Consider the following 18,153-nt stretch of genomic DNA (forward strand, 5'->3'; position numbering starts at 1 on the left):
CGATCCTCAGGCAAACAAACGGTCGGTGTTGATGAAGCCGCGCTCGTTTTCCGGGCGCGAGGTGCGGCAGTTTTCGGCGACACTGGGGTCGGCGTTCATCCAGCTCAACTTCAAGGGTTTCGGCGCGTAGTCCGGTGACGGGTCCATCGGGTGTTGCAGCGCGGTGAGCACCACCAGCGTGTCCATCGGCGCGTACAACTCGATGTAGTCGCCGGCCTTGGAGTGGCCTTCGACGAAATGGAAATGGCCGGCCTCATCCACGTTCACGCGGCTGAACAGGTTTAGCGTCATCAGCAGATCCGACAGGCCCAACCCCCACTTGCCGAGTTCCACCAAGAGGTTGTCGGTGCCGTTGCGGAAGAAGCCGTTGCGCAGTTCCTGATAACGGCCTGCGCCGTATTTTTCCGCCACTTCCTCAGCGCAGAGCACGCCGCCGAGGCTGTCGCTCCAACCGCAGGTGTCGGCGGTGATTGCTGCCAGTACGCGGCCCATGTCCGAGTAGAGGCAATGGCCAGTGGTGAGCTTGGCGGTGTGTTGGCATTTGAGGCTGTCGGGCAGGTTCAGGCGTTCGGTTTTTTCATTGGCGTTGAGCAGCGTCAGGCTGACATTGGCACCGCCGCGCAGGTCGGTGAGGCGCAGCAGTTGGCCGCGTTTCAGGACGAACGAACGATGGCCGCCACCGGGGAGCATTTCTTCGGCGAAGGGCGGGAACAGTTGGGTCGAATCAGTCATGTGCAGATTCCTCTAAGCGATACGAAGCGTGCCTGCCTGCCAGCTCAGCCGGCAAGGCATCGACGGCGGCGCGGGAGGCGCGGCGGTCGCTGTTCAAAGGGATGTCGTAGGTGATGCGCGCGCCATAGGCGCCGGGGGCGTGCGGGTCGACGCGGACCTTGTCGAAGACCAGCAAACGGGTGCCGAGGCTGAAACCTTCGGACAGGTCATGGGTGACCATGAACACCGTCAGCTGCGTCTCGCGCCACAGCTCCAGGAGCAAGGCGTGCATGTCTTTGCGGATGCCCGGATCGAGGGCGCCGAACGGTTCGTCGAGCAGCAACACGCGGGGTTTCATGATCAGCGCCTGGGCGATGGCCAACCGTTGTTGCATGCCGCCGGAGAGCTGCGCCGGGTACTTGTCCAGCGAGTGGCCGAGCCCCACTTTGTGCAGCAGCACCGAGGCCTGTTCCCGCGCCTCTTTTTTAGCGCTGCCGAACAACCGCCCAAGCAGCGGTGAGTGTGGCAGTTCGAGGCCGAGGGCGACGTTGTCGAGCACCGTCAGGTGCGGGAACACCGAATAGCGCTGGAACACCACGCCACGGCTCGAATCCGGTTCTCCGGCCAGCGTTTGACCGTCCAACAAAATCTCGCCGCGACTGGCGCGCTCCTGACCGAGTAGCAGTCGAAGGAAAGTGGATTTGCCACAACCCGATGCGCCGACCAGGGTACAGAACTCACCCTCGTTGACGTTCAGGTTCAAGCCTTCGAGCACCACTTGATCGGCGTATTGCTGCCAGACATTCTTTACCGTGATGAAGCTCATGCGCGGGCTCCTTCATACCAGGGGAACGCGCGCTGGGTCAGGCGCTTGAGGCCCCAGTCCATCAGCCAGGCGAGCAAGGTGATCCACACCACGTACGGCAGAATCACATCCATCGCCAGGTAACGACGCACCAGGAAAATCCGGTAGCCGAGGCCGTCGGTGGAAGCGATGGCTTCGGCAGCGATCAGGAACAACCATGCCGAACCGAGCATCAGCCGCAGCGAGATCAGCAGGCGCGGCAGCAGTTGTGGCAGCACCACGCGCAGCATCAACGTCCAGGTTGAAGCGCCGAGGGTCTGGGCCTTGATCAGCAGCTCGACCGGAATTTCCCGGGCGCGCTGTTCCAGGTCCCGTGCCAGACACGGGGTGATGCCGATCACGATCAGCATCACTTTCGACAACTCCCCCAGCCCGAACACGATGAACAGAATCGGCAGGATCGCCAGCGGCGGCACCATCGACAGCACCGTCAGCAATGGTGACAACGGCGCGCCGAACAGCGGCAACGTCCCGGCGGCGATGCCCAGGCACAGCCCGGCCAGCGCGCTGATACCGAGGCCGATGGCGAGGCGACGCAGGCTGGACGCGGTGTCTTGCCACAGCACGTATTCACCGGTGCGGCTGTCGGCGGTGAACGCCAGGCGCTTCACCGCGTCGGTCATCTGCACGGCGCTCGGCAACAGTTTGTCGTTGGGGTTGTCCAGCAGCCGTTCGGCCGAGCCCATGAAGTAGGCCAGCAGCACCAGGGCGAACGGCAGGATCACCAACAGCAGGCGACTCGGACGATCCGGGTGACGATTGATCAGGCGCATGGCCAGGTCCTCTTCTTACAGCTTGGCGTCGGCGGCCATCTGCACGTAACTCGGGTCGAAGCGCAGCTTGAGGTTGGCCTTGTCGCCGCTGGTCACGCCATTGGCGAAGGCCATGCCGACGGCGCTGGTGTCCTTGGCGCCTTCACCGAGCAAGCCGTGCTGGAAGGAAAACTCGGCGACCTTGCGCATCGTTTCCGGCAGTTGCTTGCTGGTGGAAAACGCCAAGGCTTCTTTGGGCGTGGCGAACAATTTGGTGGTGTCGAGTTGCGCCTGGAAACCTGCCAGGTCAGTGCCCGAGGCCTTGGCCATGTGCTCGAGGGCGGCTTTGCTGGCGGCGTTTTTCGCGTTCATCAACTCGACCACTTCGAACCACGCACCGGTCAGCGCTTTGCCCAGGGCCGGGTTGTCTTTGAGGGTGGCGCTGTTGACCACCATCATGTCCATGATTTCGCCGGGGATCTGGCTGGAGTTGAAGACTTCGGTCACGCCCGGTTTGGCCTTGATGTCCGAAAGCATCGGGTTCCAGGTAGTGACAGCGTTGACTTGATCCGTGTTAAAGGCCGCCGAGATGTCGGCGTCGGAAGTGTTGACCACTTTCAGGTCTTTCTCGGTGAGGTCCACCGAATCCAGTGCCCGGGCCAGCAGGTAGTGGGAAACCGACAGCTCCACCAGATTGACGTCCATGCCCTTGAGGTCGCTGACTTTTTTGCCGTCGCCCTTGAGCACGATGCCGTCGTTGCCGTTGGAGAAATCGCTGACGATCAGCGCGGTGCTGTCGACGCCACCGGCGGCCGGAATGGTCAGCGCGTCCATGTTGGTCATGGTGCAACCGTCGAACTGGCCGGCGGTGTACTGATTGATGGATTCGACGTAGTCGTTGAGCTGCACCACATCAATCTTGATGCCGTACTTCTTCGCCCATTTGTCGACGATGCCTTGGCTGCCGGCGTATTCCCAAGGCATCCAGCCGGCATAAATGGTCCAGCAGACGCTGAAATGATCTTTTTGCGCAGCGTGGGACGAGACGCTCACGAAGGCTGCGAACGCAGCGGCGAGGAGGGCGGGTAAACGAAGCTTGAGCATGGGTGGTTCTCCAGTTGATCAAGGGCGGGCAGGAGTCAACGCGGCACCGTAAACGGTGGCTTGTCTCCCGGGCTTTTGTCCCGCCGTGTAACCTCAACTGGAGGTCGCCAACTCTCGGACCAGCCACTCGCGTCAGCGAGCCGGAACCCTAGTCAGCCATTGCAAATTGTGGTGCCGCGAACCTGTGATGACTCCTGCACGGGTTTGTTAAAGCGAGAGCCGTGCCAAGTCGGCCGAAGCGCTCTGGGCCGAGGGATTGCCTTTGGCCGGCTGAAGGGAAGGGCGGTTCGCTGCTTTGTGATGGTGCGTCCGTGCACTGAGATGCAGCGTGGCCGGCCGCTGATCCGAAGGTCTGCGAGGCCCGGCACTCGCCGCCGCGTTGCCAGTCAAAACAGGTGTCAGCCGGCCTGTATCGGCTGCGGGTCTTTCAGGAGGCCATCATGTTTCGTCGACTGCTGCTGAGTGTTGTGCTCGGTGTCGGGCTGTCCGGCTGCTATTACTACGCCGGCTCCTACGACGTGTATTCCACGCCTTACTACTACCCCGGCTATGCGCCGTATCCCTACTATTACGGCCCGCGCTACTACTATGGCCCACGCTTTTATGGCGGCTATCGCTACTACTATTGGGGCGGGCATGCGCCCCGTCATTACGGCGGTGGATATCGCGGTGGCCACCACTAATCAGTACGTGAATAGATGAAAAACCTTTCATCGGCGAGATGTTTCAACTTGTTGCAAGACCGCACCAGATTTCGAAATCGATGTCTGATCCTTCGACAGTCACCGAATAATTGACTGTCGCTCGCCAGCGTCGCTGGTGTGGCTCACTCGCGGTCCAGGAGGCCGCCATGCTCCTTCAAAAAATGCTCCGTCGAATTCTTCTGATAGCTGTAGTGGGATTGTCTCTCGGTGCGTGCGTGCCCTATGCCGATGGAGGAGGCAGTTACTACAGTTCCGAGGTGTACACGTCCCCCGCGCCTTATTACTCCGGTGGCGGGCCTTACTACTCGAATGGCGGTTACTACACGTCCCCGCGCCGGTATTACGCACCTCCGGCACGCTACTACCAGCCAACACCGCGGTATTACCACCAGCCGCGGGTTTATCAACCGGCACCGCGTTATTACCAGCCATCGCCACGAGGCGACTACCGGGCTCATCAGAGTCGGGGGTGGGACGGCAATGGCCGGGGCGGTTGGGATGGTCGTAACCGTGGCAACTGGAACAACGACAATCGCGGCGGCCATGGTGGACGCGATGGCCGGGGTGGACGGGACGGCCATGATGGGCGTGGCGGTCACCGGTAGCCTCCTACGAAACCTCAACAAAAAAGCGGCGCATCAAGCGCCGCTTTTTTTATGCGGGTCGAGTGGCTCGCCCGCGATAGAACTCTTGATACGGCTATTGCGGGCAAGACCCGGATTCTAGTACTCGGAAAGATCCGCCAACGGATGCCGCCCCTCCCAAACCTTATGAAAATGCGCCTCCACCACCGCATCCGGCACATTATTGATGTCTGGCCAATGCCAGTGCGGTTTCTGATCCTTGTCGATCAACCGCGCCCGCACGCCTTCACTGAACTCCGGATGACGGCAGCAGTTGAGGCTCAAGGTGTATTCCATCTGGAAAACCTGAGCCAGCGACATATGCCGGGCGCGGATGATCTGCTCCCACACCAGATGAGCGGTCAGCGGCGAACCTTCACTCATCGTCCGCGCAGCACGGCTCAGTAGCAGGTCAGTGCTATCACGCTGTTGGCTGATGGCCTTCCACGCGCATTGCACGTCACTGACGTCCAGCAGTTCATCGATCTGCTGACGACGCGGCAGCCACTGGGCTTCGGGCATCTGCGCGAGTGCTTCCTGCTGCAGGGCCTTGAGCAGACTGTTGAGCTGCATGGCCGTCTGTTCCTGCCAGTTCAATTGCAGCAGGCCTTCGATCAGCGCTTCCTGTTGTTCATCGAGCAGGAAACGGTCGGCGAGGTCCAGATCGATCGCATCACGACCGTTCATGTGCGCACCCGTCAGGCCAAGGAACAAACCGAGTTTCCCGGGCAACCGCGACAGAAACCAACTGGCGCCAACATCCGGATACAGGCCAATGCTGATTTCCGGCATCGCCAACCGACTGCTCGGCGTGACGATGCGGGTGCTCGCGCCCTGTAGCAGGCCCATGCCACCCCCCAGCACATAACCGTGGCCCCAGCAGATCAACGGCTTCGGGTAGGTGTACAGGTTGAAGTCCAGTCGGTATTCCGCCGCGAAGAAGTGCGCGGCCAGCGGCGGTACTTCACCGGGATGCGCGCGACAGGCTTCCACCAGGCTGCGCACTTCGCCGCCGGCGCAAAAGGCCTTGGCACCTTTGCCGCGTAGTAACACGCAGACGATTTGCGGCTCCTTGGCCCAGACGTCCAATTGATCGCGCAGGGCGTTGATCATCGGTAAGGACAGGGCGTTCAGGGACTTTTCGGCATCCAGGCTGGCGACGCCGATGCGGGCGCCGTCGGTGCCGGTGAGTTCTTCGAAGTGCAGATTCATCGTGACCTCGATCGGGAATTTGAGCGTTCAGTATGATCGCAATGCAGGAAAGTGCCGGTTCCGTGTCTGATCAATTGACAAGCGTGCCGGGCTTTCCTAGGGTTCGCCCCATTGTTTTTACCGGATGTAACCATGACTGCTGACGACCGTATCAAACTCGAACCGGGCTGGAAGGAGGCACTGCGTGCTGAGTTCGACCAGCCCTACATGGCAGAGTTGCGCAATTTCCTGCAACAGGAACGTGCCGCGGGCAAGGAAATCTATCCTCCTGGACCGATGATTTTCAATGCGCTCAATTCGACGCCGCTGGACAAGGTCAAGGTCGTCATCCTCGGCCAGGACCCGTATCACGGCCCGGGCCAGGCCCATGGCTTGTGCTTCTCGGTGCAACCGGGCGTGCCGGCGCCGCCGTCGCTGGTGAACATCTATAAAGAGCTGAAGCGTGACCTGAATATCGACATTCCCAATCATGGCTATCTGCAGAGCTGGGCTGACCAGGGCGTGTTGATGCTCAATACCACCATGACCGTCGAGCGTGCCAACGCCAATGCGCACAAAGACAAGGGCTGGCAGTTTTTCACGGATCGGATCATTGAAGTGGTCAGCCAGCAGCAACCGCACCTGGTGTTCATGCTGTGGGGCGCGCATGCCCAGAGCAAGCAGAAACTGATCGATGCGACCAAGCATCTGGTGCTGACGTCGGTGCACCCGTCACCGCTGTCCGCTTATCGCGGGTTTCTCGGGTGCGGGCACTTCAGTCGGACCAACAAGTTTCTTGAGCAGAATGGCGAGACGCCGATTGATTGGCGGTTGCCGCCGGTTTAGGCACGACAGAGGGCTTTTGTGGCGAGGGAGCTTGCTCCCGCTCGGCTGCGCAGCAGTCGTAAAATCCTGCAGATTTGGTTTTACTGGGAGAATGCAGAGGGCCGCTTCACGACCCAACGGGAGCAAGCTCCCTCGCCACAGGGATCGAGTCAGGGCTGCTCCGGCACCCGATTCCAATACTTGAACAACGGCTCGGCCAGAAACAATACAAACAACAACCGCATCACCTGCATCGCTGTCACCAGCGGCACCGACAATTGCAGGGTTTCCGCCGTCAGGCTCATCTCTGCAATCCCGCCGGGCATCATGCCCAGGGTCAGTGAACGCAAATCCAGATGTGTCAGCGCACTCAACCCGAGCGCTGCCGCCGTGGCGATCAACATCGTCAGCACTGTTCCGATCAAGGTCCGCCCCATAAACGAAGGCGCCCGCCGGAAAAACTGCCGATTGAAGTGACAGCCCAGGCCGCTGCCAATCAGCCATTGGCCTATCTGGCTGCCGCCATGGGGCAAGCCGATGTGCAAATCCCAACCAATGCTCACCGCCGCGCTCACCAGCAGCGGTCCGAACAGCCACGGATTGGGTTGACGAAGACGTTCCCAAAGCCAGGCCGCCAACGCGCCTGCCGGGAATAGAAGGGCCAGCCACCACCCGTTGACGGCCGTCGGATGAACGATAGGCGCGCCGTCGCCCAGCAAATACTTGAACGCCGCCGGCACACACAACACCACTACCAGCACCCGCAAACTTTGCCCGGCCGCTACGCGACTGAGCACGGCGCCATTGCGCGCGCCGAGGTTGACCATCTCCCCGGAACCGCCGGGCATGCTGGAAAAGAACGCGGTGGCGCGATCCTCACCGGTGCGCCGCATCAACCAGACCCCGACGATGGCCGAGAGGCTGGTGACCAACGCACCGAAGAAGATCAGACCAAAGTGGCTCAGCACCTGCTCCATCACCACCGGGGTGAAGTGCAGGCCGATGCCGATACCGACAACCCATTGGCCGCACTTGCGGCCACCGGGGATTTCCGCCAATTGCCACGGTGTCAGACAGCGCACCAGGATGATCGCCAGCAACGAGCCGACCATCCATGGCAGCGGCCAGCCGACAAGGCTGGCCAGGTAACCGCCCAGCGCGCCGACCAGCGGCGTACCCCACCAGGCTTTGAAAGGTGTTCGATCAGACATCGGCAATGGCGCGTTGAGCAGCCGAACGTTTACGCCAGATCCGCAGCAGTGGCATCAACAGCATGATCGCCGTCAGGACCCAGCAACCGAACGTGATCGGGCTCGACCAGAGGATTTCCAGCGCACCGTTGGAAATCGACAGGGCGCGACGCAGGTTCTGCTCCATCAAGCCTCCGAGGATGAAGCCCAGCAGGACAGGCGACAACGGGAAGTCCAGCTTGCGCAGGATGTAACCGAAGATGCCGATGCCGATCATCAGGAACAGGTCGAACGTGGTGGCGTGCACCGCGTAGACGCCGATCCCGGTGATGATGGCGATCACCGGCACCAGAGCCCAGTTCGGCACGGCGAGGATGCGGGTGAAGATGCGGATCATCGGGATGTTGAGGATCACCAGCATGATGTTGGCGACGAACAGGGAGGCGATCAGGCCCCAGACGATGTCGGGTTGCTGCTGGAACAGCAGCGGACCCGGGGTGATGTTGTACAGCGACAGCGCGCCGATCATCACCGCGGTGGTGCCCGAGCCTGGAACGCCGAGTGTCAGCATGGGTACCAGTGCACCGCACGCGGCACCGCCGATAGCGGTTTCCGGTGCCGCGAGGCCGCGCATGTCGCCTTGGCCGAATGTGCCTTTGGTACCTGCAATGCGCTTCTCGGTCATGTAGGCCACGGCGCTGGCAAGGGTCGCGCCGGCACCCGGCAACACGCCCATGATGAAGCCCAGCAGACCGCAACGAATGTTCACCACGAACACCGCCGAGGCTTCCTTGAAGTTGAACATCATGCGGCCGGTGGCTTTTACTGCCTCCTGACCGTGGTGGGTTTTTTCCAGCAGCAGGAGAATTTCACTGATGGAGAACAGGCCCAGCACCAGCACGACGAACTGAATGCCGTCGGTCAGGTGAATGTTGTCCCCGGTAAAGCGGTACACACCGCTGTTGGCATCGATGCCGACGGTCGACAGAAAGAGACCGATCAGCGCTGCGATGAAGGTCTTCAATGGGCGATCACCGGCCATGCCTCCCAGGCAGACAATCGCGAACACCATCAGCACGAAATATTCCGCCGGCCCGAAGGCAATCGCCCATTTCGCCAGCAGCGGGGCGAACAGCACCATGCCGCAGGTGGCGATGAACGCACCGATGAACGAACTCCACGCCGATAGCGACAGCGCCACACCGGCCAAGCCTTTACGGGCCATCGGGTAACCGTCGAGGGTGGTCATGACGGTGGAGGCTTCGCCCGGAATGTTCAGCAGGATCGAGCTGATCCGGCCGCCGTACTCGCAACCCAGATACACCGCGGCCAGCAGAATCAACGCCGACTCCGGTGGCAGCCCGAGGGCGAATGCGATCGGGATCAGCAACGCCACGCCGTTGATCGGGCCCAGGCCCGGCAACAAGCCGACAACGGTGCCGATCAAGGTGCCGCACAGGGCAGTCACCAGGTTGTACGGGCTCAGCGCGACGCCGAAACCCTGACCCAAATAGCCAAGAGTATCCATATCAGTTCTCCAGAACGTCGAGCACGCCCAGCGGCAGCGGTACGTCCATCAACTTGTCGAACAGCAGGTAAAGACCGATCGCCATCAGGCTGATGATGATCGCGCTGGGCAGCCAGCGGCCGCCGTACAGGCGCGCCATGGGGACGCCGATCAAGATGCTCGCGACAATGAAACCGAGCGGTTCGAACGTGCCCGCGAATACCAGCAACAGCACCACGCAGATGCCGATTTTGGTCAGGGTTTCGCGGTCCATCGGCGGTTCGTCGGGGTTGTGCTTGATCGGTGCGGGACGGAACACCATGTACAACAGAGCCGCGCCCATCAGCCCGAGCATCAGCAGCGGAAACGCACGAGGACCCACCGGTTCATAAGAAAAGGCCGCTTGGTACGGCCATGCCATCAGTGCCAGACCCACACAGGCCAGCAACAGCACCGACGCAAAAATGCGTTGTAAGAGCATAGGAAACTCCTGTGCTGCGGCCCCACGGAACGGGGGCCGCAGCCGCTAGACAGAGGCGATCACTGAATCAGGCCGAACTCTTTGGCCAGCACTTTGTAGTCTGCGACCTGCTTCTTCACGTAGGTGTCCAGTTCCGGGCCGGTCATGGCGAACGGGAACAGTTCACGCTGATCGCGCAGCTTGGCGAACTCGGGGGACGCCAGCAGTTTGTCGAAGGAGTCTTTCCACCAGGCGTAGTCTTCATCGCTGACTTTTGGCCCGAGGTAGAAGCCGCGAACCACTGGCCAGACGATGTCGTAGCCTTGCTCCTTGGCGGTCGGAATGTCTTTCATTTCCGGCTCGTCCAGGCGTTTCTCGGAGAACACCGCCAGCAGGCGCATGTCACCGCTCTGGATGTGCGGCATGGAGTCGGAGATGTCGGTGCTGCCGACCTGAATGTGGCCGCCGAGCAGGGCGGTGGCGATTTCACCGCCGCCTTCGAGGGCGACGTAACGCAGATCGCGCGGGTTGATTCCGGCGGCCTTGGCGATCAGCGCGGTTTGCATCCAGTCCTGGCTGCCGACGGTGCCGCCGGAACCGATCACCACTTTGCTCGGATCCTTCTTCAGGGCCTGAACGAGATCATCCAGAGTCTTGTAGGGCGAATCGCTTTTCACCGCGATGGCGCCATAGCTGGTGCCGACGGCGGCCAGCCAGCGCACGTTGGTTTCATCGAAACGACCGAACTTGCCCTGGGCCAGGTTCAGCAACGAACCGCTGGACCACGCCACGAGCGTGCCGGCATCGGCCGGACGCTGAGCGACCACCGCGTTGTACGCCACCGCGCCGACACCGCCGGGCATGTAGGTCACGCGCATCGGTTTGGTCAGCAGCTTTTCGTTGACCAGCGCGCTCTGCGCCAGTTTGCAGGTCAGGTCGAAACCGCCGCCAGGCGAGGCCGGGGCGATGCATTCCGGGCGTTTCGGCTCGGCCATCAGTTGGCCGGCAACCAGCATGCAGCTGGCGGCGAGGACGAAACGGCGCAGTGATCGGTTCATTGTTTTCTCCACGGGAGTTGTTGTTTTTGGGGATGTTTCAGATGCAGCGGTTTCGCGTCGCGCAGCCGGAAACGGCGCTGACGAGCGTAAACGATGGGAAGCGAGAAAAGGGGCGCGGCGGGAAAACCTGGAGCTGTGTGGACAGCATGGCGACGTACCTCGTTATTGTTCTTATTGGCGAAAACGCATCAAGGCGTTTTTCGGGAGCTACATTTCAAAGCAAGGTTGGTGGCTTACAGTCGAAACCATCCGTGGGCCGACTGTAACGGTCGAACCTTTCACTAACCTTTCAGTGGGCTTTCACGGTTTTCGGGCTTCACAGCGGCGGATGCGGCTGTAAACTCCGCGCCAAAGAATGGCGTCGAACATCCCTGAATGAGGTAAAGATCCATGCGTGTTCTGCTCGTCGAAGACCATCTGCAACTCGCCGACAGTGTCGCCCAGGCGCTCAAGAGCACCGGGCTGACCGTGGATGTGCTGCATGACGGAGTGGCTGCCGACCTGGCCTTGAGTAGCGAGGAATACGCGATGGCGATCCTCGACGTCGGCCTGCCGCGCATGGATGGTTTCGAAGTGCTGGCTCGCCTGCGGGCCCGGGGCAAGAACCTGCCGGTGCTGATGTTGACCGCGCGCAGCGACGTCAAGGACCGGGTCCATGGCTTGAACCTTGGCGCTGACGACTACCTGGCCAAGCCTTTCGAACTCACCGAACTCGAAGCCCGGGTCAAAGCCTTGCTGCGGCGCAGCGTGCTCGGCGGCGAGCGCCAGCAGACCTGCGGCGTACTGGCTTACGATCTGGACACCCGGCGCTTCACCCTTGGCGAAGAATTGCTGACCCTGACCTCTCGCGAACAGGCGGTGCTCGAAGCGCTGATAGCGCGTCCCGGTCGGGTGATGAGCAAGGAGCAACTGGCTGCCCAGGTATTCGGTCTCGATGAAGAGGCGAGTCCCGACGCCATCGAAATCTACGTCCACCGCTTGCGCAAGAAACTCGACGGCCAACCGGTCGCTATCGTGACCTTCCGCGGGCTCGGCTATTTGCTGGAAAGCCGCGATGCATAAGCCCAGCAGCCTGCGCTGGCGGTTGTTGTGGAATCTGGCGCTGTTGCTGGTGGTGTTGATGCTGGCCAGTGGTTTGAGCGCGTACTGGAACGGGCGCGAGGCTGCCGACACCGCGTACGACCGGACCTTGCTGGCTTCGGCACGCACCATCGCCGCCGGGGTGTCCCAGCGCGATGGCAGCCTGAGCGCCGATGTGCCTTACGTCGCCCTCGATACCTTCGCTTACGACAGCGCCGGGAGGATTTTCTATCTGGTCAATGACATCAATCAGAAGTTGATCTCCGGTTACGAAAACCTGCCGCCACCGCCGCCGGGAACGCCGCGCACCGATGACTATCCGGCGCTCGCACGTTTCTACAACGCAACGTATCAGGGGCAGAACGTGCGGGTGGTGAGCCTGCTCAAACCCGTGAGCGAGCCGAACATGAACGGCATGGCGGAAATCCGCGTGGCGGAAACCGATGAAGCGCGCGTCAGCATGGCCCGCAGCCTGGCAGCAGACACGTTGCTGCGATTGGGCATGCTGGCGGTCGGCGCATTGCTGATGGTGTGGTTTGCGGTCAGTGCGGCGTTGCGTCCATTGGAGCGTTTGCGCACGGCGGTGGAAGAGCGGCAGTCCGACGATCTGCGGCCGCTGCCGTTGGTGGAAGTGCAGCACGAATTGTGGCCGCTGGTGCGTGCGCTCAATCACTTTACCGAACGTCTGCGTGGGCAGTTCGAGCGACAGGCGCAATTCATCGCCGATGCCGCCCACGAACTGCGCACGCCACTGGCGGCGCTCAAGGCCCGGCTTGAGCTGGGCCTGCGCTCGACCGAACCCGAGACCTGGCGCAACACATTGGAAACGGCGGCCCAAAGCACGGACCGCTTGACCCATCTGGCCAATCAGTTGCTTTCGTTGGCGCGAGTCGAGAACGGTGCGCGGGCGATCGCCGAGGGCGGCGCGCAGTTGCTGGACTTGAGTCAGCTGGCCCGCGAACTCGGCATGGCCATGGCGCCGCTGGCCCATGCCCGCGGTGTGGCGCTGGCGTTGGAGGCGGACGAGCCGGTATGGCTGCGTGGTGAGCCGACGCTGCTGAACGAGCTATTGAGCAATCTGGTGGATAACGCCTTGGCCCATACGCCTTCCGGCGGCAATGTGATCTTGCGGGTCTCGGCGCCGGCGGTGCTGGAGGTCGAGGATGATGGACCGGGGATTCCACTGGAAGAACGCGACCGGGTGTTCGAACGCTTCTATCGACGTAACCAGCAAGTCGCCGGCTCGGGGTTGGGGCTGGCGATTGTCGGTGAGATTTGCCGCGCACACCTGGCGCAGATCAGCCTGCACGACGGTGAACAGGCGGGGTTGAAGGTGCGGGTGAGTTTTATCGCGGGGTAAGCTCCCTCGCCACAACAATCAATAAAACATCGACCGCGATTCTTCCAGATCCCTGCACATCGCCTCGTTCTCCGGATCGATCCCCAGCCTCTTGAAGGCCGGCACGCTGAGCGGGTCGATACGGGCAATGGGATGGTCGGTGTCCTTGTGGCAATACAAACTGGCCACCTGCACCAGATCCACATAGTCGACGCGCTCGGACTCACGCTTGAAGTCCAGATACAACCCCGGCACCTGTACCAGCATTTCCGGAAACTCCCAGACCCGCAGCAGCTTGTCGCCCAGCAACGGGTGAATCTGGTCGATGACATGGTTGAGGCTGACCGGGTCCGACAGCAGTTCGTAGTGGTCTTCGGCGTAGGTCAGGATCGGCAGTACGCCAATCTGATGCACCAGCCCGCCGAGAGCCGCCTGATCAGGTTTGAGTTGCGTGTAGCTGCGGCACAGCGCGTAACTGATGCCGGCGATTTCCAGGCTTTTGCGCCAGACATCGCGCATCTTCTTTTCCACCACGTCGGAACGCGCGTGGAAAATCTGCTCCATGACCAGGCCAATGGCCAGGTTGCTGCTGTAGTTGACGCCCAGGCGCGTAATGGCCGTGTGCAAGTCAGTGACTTCCTGGGTTGCGCGCAGGAGTGGACTGTTGACCACTTTGATCAGGCGCGCCGACAACGCGGTGTCACGACCGATCACTTTGCTCAGGGTGCTGACACTGATTTCCGGGTCTTCAGCGGCCTTGCGAATCTGCAGGGCCACTTCCGGCAATGTTGGCAGAACCAGGTCATCGTTATCGATGGCCTCAACCAAATCCTGTTGGACCTTATCCGCCAGCTCACTCATTTCTTTTCTCTAGGTGTTGCGACAAGTGTTGCCGTTAACGCTGGATTTCACGATCGCGATCCAGTTCGTAAGGCAGGTCGAGCAAATGCAGGGCAGGCCCTTCGAGTGTGCCCAGGTGAACATCACCGCTTTCTGCTGCTTCGGCTTGCAGCACGGCCAGGAGTTCAATGTCTTGTCCGGTGTGTGCGGCGAGCACCACTTCGCCGATGGAACTGCCGTGGGTCGGGGAGAACAGTTGCGTACCGGGCTCAGGCAAATCACTGGCGTCCAGCTTCAGGCGATACAAGCGACGCTTGAGTTTGCCCAGGTACTGCATCCGCGCGACGATTTCCTGGCCGGTATAGCAACCCTTTTTGAAGCTCACGCCACCGATGGCTTGCAGATTGAGCATCTGCGGAATGAACAGCTCGCGGGTGCTCGGCATGACCTGGCCGATCCCTGCGCGGATCTGGCCCAGCAGCCATTCGTTGAGAGCGCCTTCGGTCAACAGGGCGGATAACCGGCTTTTGATGGCATCGGCCTGATCGGCGGTAACCCAGAGTTCTGCACGGTCTGGCGAAACGCGGACGGCGATCAGCCCGTCATTACGCGCGACGCTGTCGGTGTCTGCCGGCAGTTCCAGACCCAGATTGGTCAATGCAGCATCGCCATGGTCGATGCCGAAGCGGACCCACGCGGCGCTTTCATCCGTCAATTTGGATTTGGAGAACACCGCGTACTTTTTCAGGTCCGCCAATTGCGGCTCCAGCAGCTCGCTGGCCATGGCCATGAGCACGCCGTCGCCCTGCAGCAGGATGCGGAAACTCGACTGCATTCGGCCTTTCTGGGTGCAGCGGGCGCCGAGGCTGGCCTGGGTGTCGCTCAGGTAGTTGAGATTGCAGGTCAGTTGGCCTTGCAGAAATTTACCGGCATCCGCGCCGCGGACCGCGAGAACGCCTTCGTGAGACAGGGTGCAGAAAAAAGCAGAATCGGCCATGGGACATCGCAGGGTAAAAGAGTCTGGGGGACATCATAAGGGGGCGCCCATGAAATGGGTAGTTCACAAAAGCTCGGCAGTGCCCGACCAAAGCCGACTGTTCGATGGTGTCCGGGGCTGTATACTTGCCGCCTATTTGAGGAGCGCTCCATGGTCGAAGATGTTGAACTGAATCGCCTCTACTGGCACAGCCGCCGCGGCATGCTTGAACTTGACGTGTTGCTGGTGCCGTTCGTGAAAGAGGTCTACCCGCACCTCAATGATGTCGACCGCGATTGCTACCGCAAGCTGCTCGAATGCGAAGATCAGGACATGTTCGGCTGGTTCATGGAACGCGCCGAATCGGAAGACCCGGAGCTTCAGCGCATGGTTCGCATGATCCTGGATCGTGTCCAGCCCAAGTAATGGGTTCGAATGCCGCTGGCATGCCTCACGGCAGTTGCTGGCGGCGTATCTGTTGGCCCGGTTCTTCGCACTGGGTTCGTTGTTTTTGCTTTCCATACCAGTCTGGGCAAGCTTGCTCGGCGCTTTTTGCTGCCTGGCGCATGGCATTTGGGCATTGCCAAGACAGATTTTGCTGACACATCCGCAGGCGTTCAGCGGCTTGCGTCGCGATGCCGATGGCTGGCAGCTGTGGAATGAGGCGGCCGGTTGGCAGGCGATTCAACTGCGGCGGGACAGCCTGGCGTTGCCGTTGGTCGTGGTGTTGCGTTTTCGTTTGCGGGGCGAGCGGCGGATCCGGTCGATTTGTGTGCCACGGGATTCGCAGGCGGCGGATCTGCACCGACGCCTGCGGGTCCGGCTTACGTTCAGTCGGCGTAGGTGGGTGGCACCAGAATAGTGTCCAGCGCAACCGGCAGCATGTTCGGGTAGTCGAGGGTGTAATGCAGGCCGCGACTTTCCTTGCGCTCCATGGCTGACAGAATCATCAACTCGGCGACCTGGGCCAGGTTACGCAATTCGATCAAATCCCGGCTGACCTTGTAGTTGCTGTAGAACTCGTCGATTTCATCCAGCAACAACTGCACGCGGTGCTGTGCCCTTTGCAGGCGCTTGTTGGTGCGCACGATGCCAACGTAGTCCCACATGAATCGCCGCAGTTCATCCCAGTTGTGCGCAATGATCACGTCTTCATCCGAGTCGGTGACCTGGCTCGCGTCCCAGACGGGCAGGGCGGCGGGAATCGAAACCTGAGGCAACTGTTCAAGAATGTCTGCAGCCGCCGAGCGCGCGTAAACGAAGCATTCCAGCAGCGAGTTGCTGGCCATGCGGTTGGCACCATGCAGGCCGGTGAAACTGGTTTCGCCAATCGCATACAGCCCCGGCACGTCGGTGCGACCTTGCTGATCGACCATCACGCCGCCGCAGGTGTAGTGCGCCGCGGGAACCACCGGGATCGGTTGCTTGGTGATATCGATGGAAAACTCGAGGCAACGCTCGTACACCGTCGGGAAGTGTGTCTTGATGAAGGCTTCGGGTTTATGACTGATGTCCAGATAAACGCAGTCGATACCGAGCCGCTTCATCTCATGGTCGATCGCCCGGGCGACGATGTCCCGTGGCGCAAGCTCGGCGCGCGGGTCGAAACGCTGCATGAAACGTTCGCCGTTGGGCAGTTTCAGGTGGGCACCTTCACCACGCAACGCCTCGGTGATGAGGAAGCTTTTGGCCTGTGGGTGATACAGGCAGGTTGGGTGGAACTGGTTGAACTCCAGGTTCGCCACCCGGCAGCCCGAACGCCAGGCCATGGCGATGCCATCGCCGCAGGCACCGTCGGGGTTGCTGGTATAGAGGTAGACCTTGGCGGCACCGCCGGACGCGAGGATCACGAAGCGTGCGCCGTAGGTGTCGACTTCGCCTGTGCCGCGATTGAGCACGTAGGCGCCGAGGCAGCGGTCGCCGTCCAGGCCCAGGCGTTTCTCGGTGATCAGGTCGATCGCGACGCGCTGTTCCAGCAGTTCGATGTTGGGACGTTGTCTGGCTTTGTCGAGCAGGGTTCTGAAAATCGCTGCGCCCGTGGCGTCGGCGGCGTGAATGATGCGCCGATGGCTGTGACCGCCTTCGCGGGTCAGATGGAACTCGAACCCCCCGTCCTCGGTGCCGGACTGCTCATCGCGGGTAAAGGGTACGCCCTGATCGATCAGCCATTGAATGGCTTCTTTGCTGTGCTCGACGGTAAAGCGCACAGCATCTTCGTGGCACAGGCCGCCGCCAGCGTTGAGGGTGTCATCGACGTGGGACTCAACGGTATCGGTGTCGTCCAAAACGGCAGCGACACCGCCCTGGGCCCAGAATGTCGAGCCATTGGCGAGGTCGCCCTTGCTCAGTACGGCGATACGCAAATGATCGGGCAAGGTCAGCGCAAGACTCAAACCGGCTGCACCGCTGCCAATGACCAGAACATCGTGTTGAAACTGTTGGCTCATTTCAGGATTCCGCTCAAAGCGACCCGGGTCGGGGTTGGCGCCAGACTACTGGAACGAGGAGTCAAGGCGGCCACACAGCCCACTAGTATATAGAGGGGGGGAGCGGCACAATAGCCGGGCTGACATGGCATTGTGAAACTACAGTGACAGAAAAGACCTGACGTTTCGTCGGATGGTTTTTCGACCCGTTCGGCGACAAGAAGACTGTATCGTGGATTTAACAGTCTTTTTCCGTTCAGGGTTGCACAATGTCGGTATGGCACAGCTATAAATATTTGGAACTTTTGCCAAAGGCCCAAGATCAATAGACCGTTGCCTGAATCAAGGGACAGTGTCGGCTTCAGCGTGGGATTGCGGATTGATCCTTGCTGTCGAATCCGATGACAAGATTATTCGCGCAGCCGGGTTAGCTCGAGCTGCGCTTTTCGTGCGTGCCAATCAGAGCCCGCAGGAAACTTGCTTGGAGGGGGAGAACTTTTGC

19 protein-coding genes and 1 riboswitch are annotated in these 18,153 nt (G+C 60.9%); of the genes, 7 read left to right on the plus strand and 12 right to left on the minus strand.

Annotation, left to right across the window (positions count from 1 at the left end; translation table 11 throughout):
* Window positions 1-6: 6 nt before the first annotated feature.
* From ACM1ZW_RS16030 to ACM1ZW_RS16045, 4 genes are read right to left on the minus strand one after another with little or no spacing between them, the layout of a single operon-like run.
* Entirely contained in the window at window positions 7-732 is a 726-nt protein-coding gene (locus tag ACM1ZW_RS16030; RefSeq protein ID WP_416738883.1) for an urea amidolyase associated protein UAAP1, read from the minus strand.
* Window positions 725-1,537 (minus strand): ABC transporter ATP-binding protein, encoded by an 813-nt coding sequence (locus ACM1ZW_RS16035; RefSeq protein ID WP_416738884.1) that lies wholly within the window; start codon window positions 1,535-1,537, stop codon window positions 725-727. Before ACM1ZW_RS16035 ends, ACM1ZW_RS16030 begins: the two co-directional genes overlap by 8 nt.
* Entirely contained in the window at window positions 1,534-2,349 is an 816-nt protein-coding gene (locus tag ACM1ZW_RS16040) for an ABC transporter permease (RefSeq protein WP_407012078.1), read from the minus strand. The genes ACM1ZW_RS16035 and ACM1ZW_RS16040 overlap by 4 nt, the downstream gene beginning before the upstream one ends.
* 15 nt (window positions 2,350-2,364) lie before the next feature.
* Window positions 2,365-3,432 carry a putative urea ABC transporter substrate-binding protein gene (locus ACM1ZW_RS16045; RefSeq protein WP_017336952.1) on the minus strand — a complete coding sequence of 356 codons (1,068 nt, stop codon included), beginning with the start codon at window positions 3,430-3,432 and terminating at the stop codon, window positions 2,365-2,367.
* 62 nt (window positions 3,433-3,494) lie between these two features.
* Window positions 3,495-3,595: riboswitch (guanidine-I (ykkC/yxkD leader) on the minus strand.
* Window positions 3,596-3,872: 277 nt separating this feature from the next.
* Here ACM1ZW_RS16045 and ACM1ZW_RS16050 point away from each other — a divergent pair.
* Window positions 3,873-4,115, plus strand: coding sequence for a hypothetical protein (locus ACM1ZW_RS16050; protein ID WP_017336953.1), 243 nt, complete (start codon window positions 3,873-3,875; stop codon window positions 4,113-4,115).
* 167 nt (window positions 4,116-4,282) lie between these two features.
* Window positions 4,283-4,741 carry a hypothetical protein gene (locus ACM1ZW_RS16055; protein WP_017336954.1) on the plus strand — a complete coding sequence of 153 codons (459 nt, stop codon included), beginning with the start codon at window positions 4,283-4,285 and terminating at the stop codon, window positions 4,739-4,741.
* A gap of 117 nt (window positions 4,742-4,858) precedes the next feature.
* Here the strand turns inward: ACM1ZW_RS16055 and ACM1ZW_RS16060 are convergent, their stop codons facing one another.
* Window positions 4,859-5,971: an enoyl-CoA hydratase/isomerase family protein gene (locus ACM1ZW_RS16060; protein ID WP_416738886.1), complete on the minus strand. Its 1,113-nt coding sequence runs from the start codon at window positions 5,969-5,971 to the stop codon at window positions 4,859-4,861.
* A gap of 132 nt (window positions 5,972-6,103) precedes the next feature.
* Here ACM1ZW_RS16060 and ung point away from each other — a divergent pair, with 132 nt between their 5' ends.
* Window positions 6,104-6,796 (plus strand): uracil-DNA glycosylase, encoded by a 693-nt coding sequence (gene ung, locus ACM1ZW_RS16065; protein ID WP_416738887.1) that lies wholly within the window; start codon window positions 6,104-6,106, stop codon window positions 6,794-6,796.
* A 149-nt stretch (window positions 6,797-6,945) separates the two neighbouring features.
* Here ung and ACM1ZW_RS16070 read toward each other — a convergent pair whose 3' ends face one another.
* From ACM1ZW_RS16070 to ACM1ZW_RS16085, 4 genes are read right to left on the minus strand one after another with little or no spacing between them, the layout of a single operon-like run.
* The gene (locus ACM1ZW_RS16070) at window positions 6,946-7,986 is read right to left on the minus strand and encodes an AbrB family transcriptional regulator (protein ID WP_017336956.1); all 1,041 of its coding nucleotides are present in this window, start codon (window positions 7,984-7,986) and stop codon (window positions 6,946-6,948) included.
* On the minus strand, window positions 7,979-9,493 hold the full coding sequence (locus tag ACM1ZW_RS16075) for a tripartite tricarboxylate transporter permease (protein ID WP_150653772.1): 1,515 nt from the start codon (window positions 9,491-9,493) through the stop codon (window positions 7,979-7,981). Before ACM1ZW_RS16075 ends, ACM1ZW_RS16070 begins: the two co-directional genes overlap by 8 nt.
* A 1-nt stretch (window position 9,494) precedes the next feature.
* Entirely contained in the window at window positions 9,495-9,953 is a 459-nt protein-coding gene (locus ACM1ZW_RS16080) for a tripartite tricarboxylate transporter TctB family protein (RefSeq protein ID WP_414879591.1), read from the minus strand.
* A gap of 59 nt (window positions 9,954-10,012) precedes the next feature.
* Complete coding sequence (locus ACM1ZW_RS16085) at window positions 10,013-10,990, minus strand: Bug family tripartite tricarboxylate transporter substrate binding protein (protein ID WP_414879592.1); 978 nt, start codon at window positions 10,988-10,990, stop codon at window positions 10,013-10,015.
* A gap of 390 nt (window positions 10,991-11,380) precedes the next feature.
* Between ACM1ZW_RS16085 and ACM1ZW_RS16090 the strand changes: the two genes are divergently transcribed.
* Window positions 11,381-12,052, plus strand: coding sequence for a response regulator (locus ACM1ZW_RS16090; protein ID WP_084322654.1), 672 nt, complete (start codon window positions 11,381-11,383; stop codon window positions 12,050-12,052).
* Window positions 12,045-13,430, plus strand: coding sequence for a sensor histidine kinase (locus ACM1ZW_RS16095; RefSeq protein ID WP_414879593.1), 1,386 nt, complete (start codon window positions 12,045-12,047; stop codon window positions 13,428-13,430). Before ACM1ZW_RS16090 ends, ACM1ZW_RS16095 begins: the two co-directional genes overlap by 8 nt.
* A gap of 18 nt (window positions 13,431-13,448) precedes the next feature.
* Here the strand turns inward: ACM1ZW_RS16095 and ACM1ZW_RS16100 are convergent, their stop codons facing one another.
* Together ACM1ZW_RS16100 and ACM1ZW_RS16105 are read right to left on the minus strand one after the other, a co-directional pair.
* Window positions 13,449-14,270: an HDOD domain-containing protein gene (locus tag ACM1ZW_RS16100; protein WP_414879594.1), complete on the minus strand. Its 822-nt coding sequence runs from the start codon at window positions 14,268-14,270 to the stop codon at window positions 13,449-13,451.
* Between the two features lie 34 nt (window positions 14,271-14,304).
* Window positions 14,305-15,246 (minus strand): YgfZ/GcvT domain-containing protein, encoded by a 942-nt coding sequence (locus ACM1ZW_RS16105; protein ID WP_414879595.1) that lies wholly within the window; start codon window positions 15,244-15,246, stop codon window positions 14,305-14,307.
* A 150-nt stretch (window positions 15,247-15,396) separates the two neighbouring features.
* Between ACM1ZW_RS16105 and ACM1ZW_RS16110 the strand changes: the two genes are divergently transcribed.
* Together ACM1ZW_RS16110 and ACM1ZW_RS16115 are read left to right on the plus strand one after the other, a co-directional pair.
* The gene (locus ACM1ZW_RS16110; RefSeq protein ID WP_007944081.1) at window positions 15,397-15,651 is read left to right on the plus strand and encodes a succinate dehydrogenase assembly factor 2; all 255 of its coding nucleotides are present in this window, start codon (window positions 15,397-15,399) and stop codon (window positions 15,649-15,651) included.
* A complete protein-coding gene (locus tag ACM1ZW_RS16115; RefSeq protein ID WP_416738889.1) occupies window positions 15,635-16,087 on the plus strand; it encodes a protein YgfX in 453 nt (150 codons plus the stop codon). The genes ACM1ZW_RS16110 and ACM1ZW_RS16115 overlap by 17 nt, the downstream gene beginning before the upstream one ends.
* Here ACM1ZW_RS16115 and nadB read toward each other — a convergent pair.
* Window positions 16,056-17,672, minus strand: coding sequence for an L-aspartate oxidase (nadB, locus tag ACM1ZW_RS16120; RefSeq protein ID WP_414879597.1), 1,617 nt, complete (start codon window positions 17,670-17,672; stop codon window positions 16,056-16,058). The two genes, ACM1ZW_RS16115 and nadB, sit on opposite strands and share 32 nt — an antisense overlap.
* Between the last annotated feature and the right edge of the window lie 481 nt (window positions 17,673-18,153).

Origin of the sequence: Pseudomonas sp. NFX71, assembly GCF_048079215.1 — a bacterium.
Lineage (GTDB): Bacteria > Pseudomonadota > Gammaproteobacteria > Pseudomonadales > Pseudomonadaceae > Aquipseudomonas > Aquipseudomonas fluorescens_B.